A 15603-nucleotide genomic window follows, 5' to 3' on the forward strand; every position below is an offset into this window, starting at 1 on the left:
TGCGAATTTAAGCAACTGCCCTGTGCGTGGCTTATCTGCAACATCGCTCACAAGTGTCTGCCCGACAAATAGCTTGCCAACAGGGTCAGGAGTGTTGGGAATGAAAATAATTGACGATGAGCTCATTAACAGATTTAACGACTAGCATGTCATCCTGTATGGTGAGGGCGTTGGGGTGTGTATCTGTGCAGATTATTTTTTTAATAAGGCCGCTTTGTTTGATTTTTTCGAATCCATTCCCGGCGAATATGCCATGGGTAGTGATTACGTAGATGTTATCTGCTCCTGCATCATGATAAGATTCGGCGGCGTGGATCAGCGATCCGCCGGTACGGATCATATCATCATAGATGATTACGGTTTTATCTTTTACATCGGCGCTGATGGCGGTGATGGCGGTTTCATCGCCGGAGATGCGGCGTTTAAACACAAAGGCAGCCGGTACATGAAGGTCGTTTGCCAGGGATTCTACCCATTTGGCTCTGCCCGCATCCGTGCTGGCGAGAACAAAAGGTTTGCCTGCGGCGAGTTCCATGGCAGCATCCTTTACAAAGTCTTTAGCATATAGATGAACTGGGCGGACATCATTTTCGAAATACCAGGTAATACCATCCACATGGAGGTCGATCATTACAATCCTGTTACCCCGGGAAGTATTGGGGAGAGAGGAGAACAGTACTGCGCGCGTTTTTGCTTTCACGATCTCGCCATATTTCACTGCGCGTTCCATAGTGGAATAGCCGAAAAAGGGGATGATGATGGTGAGGGAATAGGCACCCAGCTGTATGCATCCACTGGCAAGATCATATAATTCCAGGGTCGCCTTATCGTCGATGGTGCCGCCGATGAGGATTACTTCTTTGTTGCTGACATTACTCAAAATGCGGTGATAATGTTCCCCATCCGGAAAATCACGTATCTCTAATTCCCCATTTTCCCAGGCGGTGCCAGGAACTGACAGAATTCTGTCTTTTAAATATTGGTAATGCTGTGTAGCAAAAATGATCTTCTGTGGCATGACTTTTACAGGGTAATGGGTGATAACCGTAAAAATAAGTGATTAGGGGGATATTTATAACGTTGATAATTAATAATTTTGTCCGCGAGCACTAACTTTTCTCCCGTTTTTTAACTTTTCATTTGCGGGTGGAACATTAAATTTGAAGGATTACAATATTCATGATTCGTATTACAGCATATATCGGAGCACTGTTTTTTTTCTTTTTCATTAGCATGCAGGTTACTGTCGCACAGGTACGGTTGTCTGGTATGGTGGCGGATCAGGATTCCAGAACGGGATTACCTTTTGTTTCTATCGTTAACAAAAGGACTATGTCGGGCACACTTAGTAATGAAAGCGGGCGCTTTTATATTGAGGGTATTCCCGGTGACACACTTGAGTTTTCCATGTTGAGCTATGCGCCCAGATTGGTAATACTTCCAATGTTATCATCTACACAGGATGTATATCTGCAGAAGCGGATGTTTGAATTGCAGGGCGTAAATGTGCGCGGAAAGAACTATGCTAAAGACTCTGCGGCGTTGCGGGATGAATATGGACGTTATTTTAACTATCATAAACCAGGGGCGATGGATGTATTGAAAACATTGCCTGCCAACCCGATTACGGCATTATCTTATCTAGTTCCCAGTAAGACGCGTAAGCGGAAAGAGCAGTTTCATGAACAGCTGCTTTATTGGGAGAAAGAGAAGTTCATCGATTACAGATATTCTCCTGAGCTTGTAGGAAAAATGACGAAACTGCAAAGTCCGGAACTGGACTCCTTTATGTATAAATACAGGCCTGGTTACCAGTTTCTGAACTCAGCATCAGAATATGATCTGTTGCTATATATTAAGCAATCGTTCGAAACCTACCAAAAGCAGAAGGCAGAGCGGAAGGAACCTTAATAAAGTTGTACAGGATATTTGCGCCAGGCGATTTCGCCTGGCGCTTTTTTTTGATGGTACTTAAACAGCAATGCCCCGTTATCTTGTGAGGGGGAAGATTGTGCAAATGATGGCAATGTTATGTTGACAGCACAGGTAGATTTTATTCCGAGGGTTCTAAGATATTTTTTAATGCCGGTAAAGAGAAATAGTGATGTTGTTTGAGGTAAGCTTCAAAGCCGTCATCGGTAGATAACAGGTTATCGAATGCGGAGCCAACAGGCCACATCGTAGCTTTTCCTGCCGAAAATTTATTGAAGAGAGGTTCGTAGATGCTGCCGATATAGGCAACGATTTTTCTTTTTTCGTTGGGAGTGAACAGGCTAAACGGATTGGTTTTGGAAATAGTACTTTGATTGGAATCAAAAAGTAAAGAGCCATACGTATCCAGTGCCATTAACATCCGAATATCATTTGCACTGGTGTGATCAGCGATCCACTTCAACAGTTCTTCTTTAATTACCAGTTCTCCTTTTCCATTTTTTACAAATATGATTTCTCCTACCGTAGCCATATGTTTATCGTCCATATCGAGGTAGTCGTTCATGACGAGGTCATTTATTTTAGGCTCTTTGGTATAGCCAAATGATGTTACCAGTGTTTTCAGGAAGAGGGTGTCTTCGTGGAGAAGATAGGCGAGGTCGGGGCGGCTGTTGTTGAAGAGGTATTTGTTTCGGGAAATGATCTTAGGATGAAGATCGATTTTATATTGGGCACTATCTGTAAAGATGATGAAATCTCCTAAAAGTGGTACCCATGTTATATATCTATAATCCTTAGAAATGAAAATATTGTCAATAGTATAATCATATTCATCGCCTTGGTCAACTGAGTCATTTTCTAAAATGGTGGTAAAGTGCTCATGGAATTTTATCCTGGGATTCGATGGATGAAAAATATCACCAAAGATGTTTAGGATTCTGACTTGGAAAATTGCATCGTCTAATACCTTGAATCCTTTATCCAGCAAACCTTGCGAGATAATTGGTAAAGCTATATTTACATCCATCTCGGAATAACGATAAGTTGGAACGGAACCTTCTCCATCGGTTTCAATGTTTGATTGGAGCTCCATTTGGAGTTTTACGGTGTCGTTGTTCATTTTGTATTTTTTTTCTGAAGCTTCAATGTCATCCTTAATCTCAGTTATATTTGAAGGTTGTTTGTGGCGGTCGTGGCAACTAAGGAGAATGGATATAGTTGCGATAATGGTTACTCTTTTTGCTAAGTTTATCATACTTATTTTCTTAAACCGAGGTGAAAATGATTTTGATGTGCCAGCAGCGATTTACCTATTGTGTGTTTGATTGTTTTTGTGTAGGCGAAGTTTTTTCTAAAATTCCATCTTACAGCAACGGATAGTATATTCTCAAGTGTGGCAATAAACTCCCTCTCCGACCCGTACGCCTTCTTCGCCTCGCTCCATAACACAGAGCCCGCCCTATCCGTACTGCCTGGATACCTGATATCGATATCATTCCCGTTAATATGCCCGATATGTCCGAGATTCCTTTTATCCGCTGCAGAAATATCATTAAAGTATAGTTTGTCTTTGTATCCATTTTTGGGTAACGAATAGAAGAAACCGAACAAGGGAGCAGCTATTTCCGGTGCTATATAGTTATCATCCCCACCGTCCCGGTTGCCAAATCTTCCCCAGTTTGGACCGTTTTCCGGGAATGGAACCAAACCACTGGTATTTTTTTCCAATAGAAAAGATTTGATGTGTATGTCAGAGGAATATAAATCATATTGAAACTTCCTGCTCCGGGGATTAGCCTGTACAAGTGTATATTTGAAAGTTTCGACGTAGATGCAATACCTGTTAATCCGGCCCATCGTGGCTTTGCCATAGCGACATTTCTCTGCCTGGAATACAACCGCCGTTTTGTTTTTGAGAAGATCTTCTTTTTCTGCATAATTGCTTTTACCACCGGCGAAGAGTTCTTTACCCACAAGTTTGCTGACACTGTTTGAATCTCCTCCGTTAGCCTTTCCCTGGAGCCCTTTGGATTTCCAGAATGCCATTGCTGAAAGCACTGCGATTTTCATATCGGATGCCACCAGATCGGGATGGCTGATGATGTCAGCGTTTTCTTTGATAGTATAGCTGTTGGCAAGCGCATAAGCTTCTCTGCCGGTAATTTGTATAAGTCCTCTTCCCCTGAAGTTCCAGCCGTCTCCCTGGTATGTATTCCCGAGCGAAATGCCTTTTGCGGTATCAGGACCATAAGTATAATTGGCAATATGTTGCTGGTTTTGGATACTCACGCCGGGCTGCGCTGGTTTTCTGACACTCCTGCCCCATTCCCGTGCTTTTTTCCTGCCTTCTGATGTTCGGAATGGAGGAAAGTGTTTCAACAGGTCATCCCAATAATAGTTAAAACTTTCTCCGTTTTTAATATGCAAACACATTCCGCTTTCCACGCCTACCTGGGAAAAAAAATGCGCTTTGTTCCAGCAGGTATTCATACCTGTTAGCGCCATATACCGGTTATAGGTATATGCTACTGTCTTTAGGGCTGCTACATCAGCTTGGGGAAATATTTTTAGCAGCTGCCCGACTGTTATGTCTTCATTACACCGGGGACAGTCCTTTTCAAGCCCATTCTCTTCCTGAGATTCTCCCAGTACTACCGGCGCATTTTTCCTGGTAAGATCGTTCAGTAAACGATCCAGCCTGTCAGAAAGTTTGATATGCCGATAATAGTTGACGCTGTTAGGATCCAGCATATTTTTGTCGGCTACTTCTGCCGGATAAAGGTATTTGCTCGTGTTTATTTTGATTACTACATAAAAGCAGCGGAAGAATCCATCTTCCAGGAAATTACCTGTTTTTAAGGTACAGGTATCTATTACGAGTTCACTCATCTCATTTTCATCTACCTGGATATTTTTGCTGATGCAACATTTATCTTCGTCGAGCAGTTTATTTTCCCATACCTGGATGAGGAGCTTTTCACCTGCCAGGTTACTTGTTTGTATATGTAAGGTTATTTTTTCTCCGTATTTATACACTTTATAGGCAGGGTTTTTCTGCGAATCAAAAAGGTAGACAGCAACAACTTCCCTTGCTGCTTTTATCCGGAGATATTTTCCTGTTTCTGTTGTGCGCCTGTTACTTTGTTTTTGTGGAAACCAGCATTTCCTTCCATTACATACAATCGTTTTCATGTCAGCAAACTGGATACTGTTTGCTATTTGTTCAATAGCAAACAGTATGTTGAAAGTGTCCCATTCAAAGCTAGTAGCTGTTAGTAATGGTTTCAGGCTGTAGGTACTGATATCCATTTTCAATTCTCCAGTTGTATCAAAGCTCACAAATCCCAGGTCTTTGACATGATGTGGCCTATTGGCCGGGTTACACAACAATAGATGAACGCGAACTATTTCAGACGCAGCCGCCGGGCTGCTGATACATATTTTTATATTTTCTTTCCATCCTGCGTTTGGTTTATAGATATTTTGCTGATCTGTAAAGCACCAGCGGTTAATGGTAGCATATGCTGCGTTAACTTCCAATGATTGCGCAGACTTGCCTAACCGCGCGCTAATAATGAAGCGCCCTTCAACGGATGCCGTTGCATTTTGCATGGTAGTGCCACCTGCGCCATATGGTTTCCACATAATAATTCCATCCAATGATTCATCATAAGGCATTAGCGTTTGAAGGGCTAGGCGATATGATTTCCCTATGATCCAGTTGGTCGTGTCATTGATAACCCTGATCTGTAACAGCTCATTGTTTTTTACTTCCAGTTGCCATTCTCCGCGTCCTTTAATCCCAGTTGTTTCATTGTTTTCATTATCTGGGAAATGCTGCACAACTTCAACGAGATATTTTCCGGGAATGGTAAAATGGGTATCGCCATCAAGTGTGAGAGATGGACCGATACCCACATGTTTACCATTTAGTAGCCATTGGGTGGCTGCTGCACTTGGGGTTGGCAGCAGAGTTGTATGGATCATTTCTGATACATGAAAACTCATTGACGTGCGAGGTCTAACCAGGTGATTGCCTGGATGGTTGGTTAACAATATAGTATCGCTTTTTTCAGATTTGAATGTCTTAGTTACTATTTGCGGATTAGTGCCGGTATGCATCGTGGCGGTGACAACATACTTTGTTGCTGCGTTCGGTGGTGTAAAACAAATGCTATCGGTATTTGAAGCAGCCAGCACATTATTACTGTTGTCCGTAACCTGCATGGACACATATTGTTTTTCCGGTGCTGTAGCCGGAACCATATCATATACAGCAGCTATTGTAACAGCTATCCCTTTTTGAAATTGCTTTTCGCTGAAAGCGCATGAGGCTTCGAACTTATCTGTAACCGTGAATTCATCTCTAAGTTTGTTGATGGTTGCGGTTATATCGAAATAAGCGTTGGTATTTGGCTGGCCTTCTCCGTATGCCATTACGCGATAGTTGCCCATTTGGTCAAAACTTAACGGCAGAAATGGCCCTTTTCTTTCAAAGGAGAGAAGGGTATTTTCGAAAGAATGACTATTGAACACTTTCCAGCTTACCAAAGATTCATCTATGGAAGCAGTATTGTTATACTGATCTACATTGAAAGACAATGGTTCATTTATTCTTACATTGATCGCAGGGGGCGTATTATCTTTTATGCTGCTACTGATGAAAGTAGCAGCAGGAGAACGTTCCTCCAGTGTCAGGTTAATGCTGCGGATTTTTGGTATTTCCTGTTGTGTATTCGTTCCTGGTGATAGCGGGTTTAACGCTTTGGTACTTTCCTGTTCTTTATTTCCGGCCGTGGGTGTGTTGATGGCACTTGTTTGACCATGACAAAGGATACTGATGCAGGGACTTCCTGATACGGCGCAGATGGCGGTGCTCTCTTCAGTAAGGGCTTTTCCTCCATTGGATAATATAATGTTGGAAGAACAGCCATGCCATTGTACTATAGCGGGTATGCAGGAGCTATGTGAGATGGTGCAGGCGCCGAATGTTCCGGGTTGGAAAGGGTTGCCTGTTTCATTGCTGCTTGCCACCGGTTTGGTGCTGCCGCTATAATCATTCATGAATTCGTGGGCGCTTGTTACCTGCAGTTTACTGCTGATATTACCGAATGCACATTTGCATACGGCTCCCTGCACCACAAAATGTTTGTTCGCCATCTTATCGTTTATTGCTTTGGGGTATTAATTTGAAAGAAGGTTATTTTTTTCAAATTTAATTCCATGTTGTTTACCATTCATGATAATCGACTTGCCGGATTGAATAGAAAGCTCACCAGAGCTTTGCCAGCGGATGCGTTTACCATTTTCTGTATATTTCTTACAGATGATAAGCACAGTTCCTGCGTGGTTGTTACGCATGATTTTGGGGTTTAAAATATTTTTGATTTTTCTCCACTTTGAATGTTAACTGATTTGCCGGCGCTTATGTGCAAGTCTTCCTTGGAACTATCAATATTTATTTCTTCTGCTTTCTTTTCAATCTCGCGTGCCTGCATGTTTATGTTTTCCATGGCTATTTTGGTGATATTGGTGGCTGTTAACCGGTAATCATTTACCGTGTATTGATGCAGGCAATCGCCTGCACTATGAAGGATGTTGAGTCCGGCCGTGTGGCTCATATGATGGCCGGCGTTCAAATCGATATTTTCTGTGGCGTGAATGCCGATATTGCGCGCGGTTATTTTGATATTTTCGAGGGCAGCAATGGAAATATGCTGTTTATGCGTGTCCATGATAATGGTGTTACCTCCTTTGTCGGAGATGACGATATTTTCCTGCTCGTTCGTGTCATCGAGACGGATGGTATGGCCACTCCGCGTGCTGATTACCTTTATATTATTCATTTCATCTCCGTAGTTTGTTTTGGCATTTCCATTGAAGGCGCATCCTGTGGCGTACGGAGCTTCGGCGTTTCCATTTTCAAAATCCACCCATACTTCTTCATTTATTTCAGGAATGAAATAAAAACCTTTATTGGCGCCGCCATGTGGCTGATGCATTCTGATCCAGGGAGTGCATCCTTTTTGCCAGTTAAACCTTACCCGGATACGTCCCAGGCCCTTCGGATCATGGTTATCTGTTACAGTGGCGCTTTGTGCTTCACAACGGGGCATATGATCCACCTGCATGGAGGGAGTGACAATGTCTGCAGGCACGCCTTCAAAAGTGTTGTAGTAATCTCCGTTTCCGGTGCAATGATGTTCCAGCATCGTGAGTACAAATTCTCCATGATCTTCCCGGGAAGGTAGTCTTTCCTGTACGCTGATGATGTTACCTAACCGCAGACCTGTATTTCGGCTGCATCCTTTTACAGATACCATTTGGGACAATCGCCCTTTTTTATATTGCCTTGTAAGGGCAGATAACTCGGACCTGGTATTGCCGCTGAATGCGTAAGGCAATTTATAGCCCGCAGTATAAGGATAATACTTGCTGCTCAGAGAATGTACATATTGTGTATAGCTGTTGCTGAGAGAGAAAACCTGGTCTTCTGTATTTTCTTCAACTACCTGCTGCAATCGGTAGTTATAGTTGCTAAACAGATGGTTGACAGGTAATATTTTGCATTCCATCTGGAAGTCAACCAGGTCTGTTTGATGTACAAGATTTGTTTTCTGTGGACTGTATTGTCCGAAAATTACCTGCTGACCGTTATAAAAGAAGTGCTCTCCATAACGCTGTGATAACCGATGCAGGAAGTCAAACCCTGATTCTTTGTACTGTACAATATATTTCAGGGGTTGCTTGCAGGCGGGGTTTATAAAAGGGTTAACAGCCAATGGATGACAACTTTTAAAAATGGAATTTACAATGGATGATAAGGCCTGTTGCTCAAATGATTGCATATGTGGATTCCCTGAAAGAAGGATGGTAGGGCTGTTGCCTTTAAGCGTACAGCCGCCGGTTGTTCCATTGTCTTCTTTACCGGAACTAACACTGGTGATAATACCATTAAATAACAACGGGTCTAAACCTGGTGTCGTCTCTACTGGTTGGGTGCAAATGCTGATTTCCTTTCCCAGCAGCGATTTTCCAGCTATTATGGGATTTGCTCCATGCTTTGATAACCAGTCGTATTTAATACCTAATTCAAATTCATGATGTCCTTTCATGGATTGTTTCAGGTGAAGAAATTGAAATTGACCAAATTTTTGCTCTGCTATAGATACAGTTGTTATTGTATTTAAAGACATGGTGTAGGATTGTGTTTGGTTGAGGATTTGTTTTGGAGGAGTTAACATCGAATGTTAACAAACAATGCATCGAAATTATGTAATTAATTTTAATTGAGAAAAAATAATTAAGATTCCTACCTAAAAAAATATTTTTAAAAACTTTTTTAAAAAATGTAATTGAAAGTATAATGATGCGAAATCCTTTGTCAATATAGTTTTTGAGTTGTCGTTAATTGATTGGATAAAGAAGAAAGTAAAATTTAATTTTTTATTCTTATTTGAAAAAAATATAACTTCGGTGCATTAGTTAAAGAAAGAGCACTTCTTTTTTTGTTGACGCTGCCACTTTAATAAGGCAGATCTGTCGTCACAACAAGTATTCCATCCGATAGTAAATGTATGTTGCATTAATGAGCTGAAACCAAGTGGGGACATGGGTTCGCTTAACGATATTGTTTTGCTGTTATGTTTACACGTTGTGGAAATGTAACAGCAATGCAACGGCGTTAATGCCTGGTTTTCATGATCACGGAAAATGCGTGAGGAATGGATTTTTTTTTTATAGCGAAAGAATTTTTTGCACGATGTATACATATCATATCGGAAAAATACCGTAGAAAACGTGAGCGAAATTAAGCTTGTTCAGAAGTTCCCTGTAATCAGTTGGGAAACAATATCTTCTGCCCTATAGCGGATGAATTGTTTGCGGAAGTAAATTTCCTTGCTGGGTATAGTGAGGTAACAAGCCAGCTATTTGGGCACATAGACCAAAAGTTTTTATGGTGGATGGTTGTTGTGTATATATGCAGCATCGAAATGATGAGCGTAAGGGGTGCTCAATTCCTTTTGGCGCGATAAATATGTACCTGCAGTGTAGCATCGAAATGATGAGCGTAAGGGGTGCTCAATGCCTTCTGGAGCGATAAACATGTACCTGCAGCATTGAAATGATAAACACAAAGGATGGGCAATGCTTTTGGGAACAATAAATATGCACCTGTTGAATCGAAATGATAAGCATAAGGAGCGCAATGCTTTTGGAAACGATAACATGTGCAGGTTATTTCAATTGGTATATCACTGTTCAACAGTTCTGTTGAAAATAGAACCCAACAAAAAAGGCTCTAAGAACACGAGTTCCTAAAGCCGACTTCTAACTGTATCAATCAACTAACTTATTTTATCTCCAGATTTTTCCAATCTCCGGCCGAGCCATAGCCCACCCAGTACCCGATCATACCGGTTTTCTGTGTGCTGAGCTGGGATACCGTCAGGCACCTTTCTTCATTTACATACACAGATACTTCCGGATAAGCCACTACTACCTTTACATGAAACCATTTATTAGGGTTGGTAGAAGGATCTATTTCATTTTCATATTTACCAGGAAAGTCCTGTCTTAGCTGCTGCCAGTCGTGCGCCGGAAGAGAAATATACTGAACCGAGTGACCTCGCCTGCCGGCTTCTGGTACCTGGAAATTAAAAGGGCGGAAATATACGGCGTCGTATGTGGTGTCGTTGACACCATGAAATGCAATTCCCACAAAGCTCTTCTGTAACAGATTTTTCCCTTTTACATCAAATTCGATGGCTCCGTTGGAAAAATTTGATTGCGTGATCCAGACAACTCCCATACCAGGCGCCTCGTTCAGGTGTATCACGGAATCTTTAATCATCCCACGGTTCACCACGCGCAGCTCCTGCGCCTCTGCGGTTATCACCAATAGGAAAAGACAGATAAAGGTAATGCCGGTGTAACGTAACATAGTATTATAATGTTTATAGCTGATAGCGTTTGCAAAACCATGCCGGATAGATGGAGGCTGATAAACATTTGTTATTATATTGAATATTAACTAATGTGTCCGGAAGTGATACATTCCACTGTTCATGCCCGTACAATACCCCAGGTGAGAACAGGCGCACAATGAAAGAAGCGAATGATACATCGTATCATTCGCTTCTCCCGAAAAAAATATCAGCGACTCGATTACTTTATTAATGCGCCATTCAACCTGCCCAACTCAGTTTCTGCCAATTTAGTATTATAGCGGGCCTGGATTAAACGGTAGTAGGAATCTTCGAGGCTCTGTTGCGCTATTTTTACTTCAAGAATAGTAGATACACCCTGTTTGAAACGCTCTAATGCTACCATTGCATTTTCCCTGGCAAGGTCATTGGTCTCTTCTTCCAGTGAGGCCTGTTTCTTATAATATTCATAGTCTTTGAACGCATTATTAAGAGAGAGGTCTACCTGCGACTTTATGTTGTCTAATGTGATGTTCTGAAAATCAAAATCTATCCGGGCATTCTGTACTTGTCTTTTTACATTGAAGCCATTGAAGATAGGGATGGCAGCAGTTAGTCCGTAATTGAAAACTCCATTACGGCTAAAACGGGGACTGAATGCGTTGGAAGCGGCATTAGAAGTATTCCTTGTATAGTTATAACCAGAATTAAATGATACTACCGGGAAATAATCGGCACGACGTTCTTTGATGGTCAGCGCAGAGATATTTATATTTTGCTGCTGTACTTTAATGGCGGTATTATTGTTGGCAATATTTTGCTGCAACACGGCAAATGATATTCCGTTATCCAAAGGAATAGAATCTACCACATCATATCCGGTAGCGCCTGCGGGTACTGCCATCAATTGATTGAGCAACGCTTTACTTTGCTCTATCAGCGTTTGCTGACGGATATACAATGCTTTCTGCGCATTTAAGTCTACTTTGGATTGTAACAGATCTGTTTTTGGAGCAAGGCCCGTACTGAATTTTGCATCAGATAATTTTACCCGCTCTTCGGAAATCGACATCTGTTCGGATAAGGCTTTCAGCTGCTGTTTCTGTTGCACAATATTGTAGTAACCGCTGATAATAGTGGCAATGGAATTTTGTACCTGGTCTTTGATCGCCAGCTCGCCGAGACTACGGATAGACTCCAGTTTATTGCGGGTGGCAAACATTTTCAGACCGTCGAATAAAGTCCAGCTGAGACTTACATTACCATTGATATTATTGCCTTTGATGCCGCTGGTATCACGGGTGGTACCGTTTACAAACTCCTGTTTTGTGGCTGTACGGTTCCAGGTAGTACCTGCAGTAGCATTCAAACGTGGCACAAAGGCAAAATCCGCATAGGCGTAATCGTTAGCCGACAGTTCTGCGGTATTTTTAGCCAAACGGATATCGTAGTTGTTTTTAAGCGCTACATCTATTGCCTGTTCCAGGGTAAGCACTTTATCCTGCGCTTTCAATACGCAGGCGCTTGCCAGGAGCAGCAATAATAATAAACAACGCTTCTTGATATATTTCATCATAATTACTTAAGCTTAGTCATTCAGTTCGTAGTACTCACCCATGTGCTGATGCGACCTGTGTTTCGGCGTCATTTTCCAATTCTTCTTCATCCTGATGCGAGATCTTACCTCTGCGGGAAAGAAATGTATACATCGCCGGAATTACATAAAGCGTTAATACCAGCGAGAATATGATACCGCCTACTATCACAATACCCAATGGAATACGGCTGGTAGCAGCTGCTCCGAGCGACATGGCAATTGGCAACGCTCCGAGCGCCATCGCGAGGCTTGTCATCAGGATAGGGCGCAAACGCATGGAAGATGCATGTATCACTGCCTCCTCCTTTTTCATACCACTATCGCGCTGATGGTTTGCAAATTCAACGATGAGGATACCATTTTTCGTTACCAACCCTATCAGCATAATTACGCCGATCTGGGAAAAGATATTCCATGTTTGATTAAATAACCATAACGATAATAATGCACCGGCAAATGCCAGCGGTACAGTAAGCATGATGGTCAGCGGATCAGCCCAGCTTTCGAACTGAGCGGCCAGTACCAGGTAAATGAGTACCAGCGCTAAGCCCAATGCAAACATCGTGTTGGAGCCGCTTTCGGCATAGTCGCGGGATGAACCGGATAATGCGGTATTGAAAGAATCATCCAGTACCCGTTCTTTTTGTAGTTTATCATAAATCCGGTACATCTCTTTAAGACCATCACCAATGGTTTTTCCTGGTGCCAACCCTGCGGAAATAGTAGCTGATTTATACCGGTTAAAGTGATAAATAATCGGCGGACTGGTTTCTTCCTCAATAGTTACTACGTTATCGAGTTGTATGGCTTCGCCACGGGAATTGCGTACATAGAGGTTTTGCAGATCCATCGGATCGTCACGATCGGCGCGGAATACCTGCCCCATTACCTGGTATTGTTTACCATTCCTGATAAAGTAACCATAACGCAGGTTACTCAATGCCAGCTGTAATGTTTGTGAAATATCCTGGACGGAAACGCCCAGCTGGGTGGCTTTATCGCGGTTAATATGAATACGCAGCTCGGGCTTATTGAATTTCAGGTCCACGTCGGTACCCTGGAACACCGTACTGTTACCTACTTCTTCCATGAATTTTGGCAGTACTGCTGTAAGTGTGTCAAAATTGATATGCTCCAGCACAAAGGATACAGGCAAGCCGCTGCGGCGTCCTACCTGGATGGTTTGTGATTCAATGGCAAACACTTTTCCCTCCGGAAATTTATTCATGTTGCGGTTTACCATGTTCACGATATCTTTTTGTGAGCGCTTACGGTCGTGCGGTTCGGTGAGCATGACGTTGGCAAATGCTGTGTTCACGGCGCCTGATCCGCTGAATCCCGGGGAGGTAACGCTGAGCACAATTTTCTTTTCCGGTATAGAGTCAATCATGAACTTGGTGAGCTTGTCCACATAGTTATCCATGTAGTCGTAGGCAGTTCCTTCCGGTGTGGTAATAGAAAGACGGAAAGTACTGCGGTCTTCCAGCGGCGCCAGTTCAGACTGTAATGTTTTAAAAAGGAAATAGATCATCACCAGGCAGCCGGTAATGATTAAACCTGCCACCCAACGGAAACGCATAAACGATTCCAGCGAGTTTTTATAGCCATCTTCCATCCAGCGGAAGAAAGGTTCAGTTTTATTGTAAAACCAGGAGTGGGTATGTGTTTTACGGCCCAGTTTTACGTTCAGTACTGGTGTTAATGTCAGTGATACAAAGGCCGAGATGATGACGGCGCCGGCCACTACTATACCAAACTCACGGAACAGTTGTCCCACAAAGCCCTGGAGGAAGATAATAGGTAAGAATACAAAGGCCAGGGTTATAGAGGTGGCGATAACTGCAAAAAATATTTCTTCTGATCCTTCCCGGGCCGCCCGCATACGTGGGATACCCGCTTCTATCTTCTTATAAATATTTTCTGTTACCACAATACCGTCATCTACTACCAGTCCCGTTGCCAGTACGATGGCCAGGAGGGTGAGTATATTAATGGTGAAGCCACAGGCATACATGATAAAGAAAGCGCCGATCAGGGATACCGGGATATCTATTAATGGACGCAGTGCCATGAGCCAGTCGCGGAAAAACAGGTATACAATAATGATTACCAGTACCAATGCCACAATAAGGGTTTCCTCTACTTCATCGATCGATTGTTTGATAAAGCGGGTATTATCCATGGCGATGTTTACGGAGTAGTCGTCCGGGATATCCTTTTTCAGCTGGTTGAAGCGTTTATAAAATTCATCTGCGATGGCCACATAGTTGGAGCCTGGCTGCGGAATAAGCGCCAGTGCAATCATGGGGCTGCCGGATTCTTTCAGCACGGTTTCTTCATTTTCAGGTCCCAGTACTGCCTGCCCGATGTCGCGGATACGTATTTCGCTGCCGTTTACATTTTTGATGATCAGTCCATTGAAGTCATCTTCCGATACAAGGCGGCCAAAGGTACGTACGGTGAAGTCGGTGGCGTTACCGGCTATTTTTCCGGAGGGCAGTTCCACGTTTTCGCGGGCGAGTGCTGCCTGTACATCGCCGGGAGTAAGGCTATAGGAAGATAGTTTTGCGGGATCCATCCAGATACGCATGGCGTACTTTTTTTCTCCCCATATCTGTATGGCGCTCACGCCGGGAATGGTTTGCAGTTTTTCGAGAAGTACGTTGGTGCCATATTCGGTTACTTCCAGCTGATTGCGGGTGTTGCTCTGTACGGTCATGGAGATAATGGCGTCTGAGTTGGCGTCCTGCTTGGAAACTACGGGCGGTGCGTCGATATCGGGTGGTAAACTGCGGAGGGCCTGTGATACTTTATCACGAACGTCGTTGGTGGCGCCTTCGAGGTCCTGTCCCAGTTCAAATTCCACTGTGATATTGCTGCTGCCCTGGCTGCTGCTGGAAGATATATTCTTGATCCCGGCGATACCATTGATTTGTTTTTCCAGTGGTTCGGTGATCTGTGTTTCTATGATGTCCGAATTGGCGCCGGCATAGGAGGTGCGTACGTTTACAATAGGCGGGTCAATAGCCGGGAAATCTCTCACACCCAGGAAAGTAAAGCCCACCAGTCCGAATATCACGATAATGATATTCATCACGATGGCAAATACAGGGCGTTTGAGAGATAATGAAGGTAAACTCATGGTAA

Annotated in this window: 9 protein-coding genes; 1 reads left to right on the top strand and 8 read right to left on the bottom strand. The window is 43.0% G+C overall.

Translation table 11 applies throughout. The annotated features are described in order from the left end of the window. Positions 1 to 85: 85 nt before the first annotated feature. The gene (prs, locus tag KE626_RS03015; protein WP_211971396.1) at positions 86 to 1018 is read right to left on the bottom strand and encodes a ribose-phosphate diphosphokinase; all 933 of its coding nucleotides are present in this window, start codon (positions 1016 to 1018) and stop codon (positions 86 to 88) included. A gap of 215 nt (positions 1019 to 1233) precedes the next feature. On the opposite strand from prs, the gene KE626_RS03020 reads away from it, so the two are divergent. Beyond that, a complete protein-coding gene (locus KE626_RS03020; protein WP_211971397.1) occupies positions 1234 to 1911 on the top strand; it encodes a carboxypeptidase-like regulatory domain-containing protein in 678 nt (225 codons plus the stop codon). Between the two features lie 142 nt (positions 1912 to 2053). Here KE626_RS03020 and KE626_RS03025 read toward each other — a convergent pair whose 3' ends face one another. The 7 genes from KE626_RS03025 to KE626_RS03055 all read right to left on the bottom strand — a co-directional run bounded on the left by KE626_RS03025 (position 2054) and on the right by KE626_RS03055 (position 15598). After that, positions 2054 to 3187, bottom strand: coding sequence for a hypothetical protein (locus KE626_RS03025; RefSeq protein ID WP_211971398.1), 1134 nt, complete (start codon positions 3185 to 3187; stop codon positions 2054 to 2056). A gap of 2 nt (positions 3188 to 3189) precedes the next feature. Further along, a complete protein-coding gene (locus KE626_RS03030) occupies positions 3190 to 7092 on the bottom strand; it encodes a PAAR-like protein (RefSeq protein ID WP_211971399.1) in 3903 nt (1300 codons plus the stop codon). Positions 7093 to 7116: 24 nt separating this feature from the next. Continuing rightward, on the bottom strand, positions 7117 to 7293 hold the full coding sequence (locus KE626_RS03035) for a hypothetical protein (RefSeq protein ID WP_211971400.1): 177 nt from the start codon (positions 7291 to 7293) through the stop codon (positions 7117 to 7119). 11 nt (positions 7294 to 7304) lie between these two features. Further along, complete coding sequence (locus KE626_RS03040) at positions 7305 to 9128, bottom strand: type VI secretion system Vgr family protein (RefSeq protein ID WP_211971401.1); 1824 nt, start codon at positions 9126 to 9128, stop codon at positions 7305 to 7307. A gap of 1157 nt (positions 9129 to 10285) precedes the next feature. Beyond that, positions 10286 to 10876, bottom strand: coding sequence for a 3-keto-alpha-glucoside-1,2-lyase-like domain-containing protein (locus KE626_RS03045; RefSeq protein WP_211971402.1), 591 nt, complete (start codon positions 10874 to 10876; stop codon positions 10286 to 10288). A 224-nt stretch (positions 10877 to 11100) separates the two neighbouring features. Continuing rightward, a complete protein-coding gene (locus tag KE626_RS03050; RefSeq protein WP_211971403.1) occupies positions 11101 to 12435 on the bottom strand; it encodes a TolC family protein in 1335 nt (444 codons plus the stop codon). A gap of 34 nt (positions 12436 to 12469) precedes the next feature. Beyond that, complete coding sequence (locus KE626_RS03055) at positions 12470 to 15598, bottom strand: efflux RND transporter permease subunit (protein ID WP_211971404.1); 3129 nt, start codon at positions 15596 to 15598, stop codon at positions 12470 to 12472. Between the last annotated feature and the right edge of the window lie 5 nt (positions 15599 to 15603).

Origin of the sequence: Chitinophaga hostae (genome assembly GCF_018224885.1) — a bacterium.
In the GTDB taxonomy this organism is placed as follows: Bacteria; Bacteroidota; Bacteroidia; order Chitinophagales; family Chitinophagaceae; genus Chitinophaga; species Chitinophaga hostae.

What these genes read in the sequence shown, in the direction of transcription:
- KE626_RS03055 (WP_211971404.1), bottom strand. Translation starts at nt 15,598, where the DNA reads ATGAGTTTACCTTCATTATCTCTCAAACGCCCTGTATTTGCCATCGTG.
- KE626_RS03025 (WP_211971398.1), bottom strand. Translation starts at nt 3,187, where the DNA reads ATGATAAACTTAGCAAAAAGAGTAACCATTATCGCAACTATATCCATT.
- KE626_RS03040 (WP_211971401.1), bottom strand. Translation starts at nt 9,128, where the DNA reads ATGTCTTTAAATACAATAACAACTGTATCTATAGCAGAGCAAAAATTT.
- KE626_RS03020 (WP_211971397.1), top strand. Translation starts at nt 1,234, where the DNA reads ATGCAGGTTACTGTCGCACAGGTACGGTTGTCTGGTATGGTGGCGGAT.
- KE626_RS03035 (WP_211971400.1), bottom strand. Translation starts at nt 7,293, where the DNA reads ATGCGTAACAACCACGCAGGAACTGTGCTTATCATCTGTAAGAAATAT.
- prs (WP_211971396.1), bottom strand. Translation starts at nt 1,018, where the DNA reads ATGCCACAGAAGATCATTTTTGCTACACAGCATTACCAATATTTAAAA.
- KE626_RS03050 (WP_211971403.1), bottom strand. Translation starts at nt 12,435, where the DNA reads ATGATGAAATATATCAAGAAGCGTTGTTTATTATTATTGCTGCTCCTG.
- KE626_RS03030 (WP_211971399.1), bottom strand. Translation starts at nt 7,092, where the DNA reads ATGGCGAACAAACATTTTGTGGTGCAGGGAGCCGTATGCAAATGTGCA.
- KE626_RS03045 (WP_211971402.1), bottom strand. Translation starts at nt 10,876, where the DNA reads ATGTTACGTTACACCGGCATTACCTTTATCTGTCTTTTCCTATTGGTG.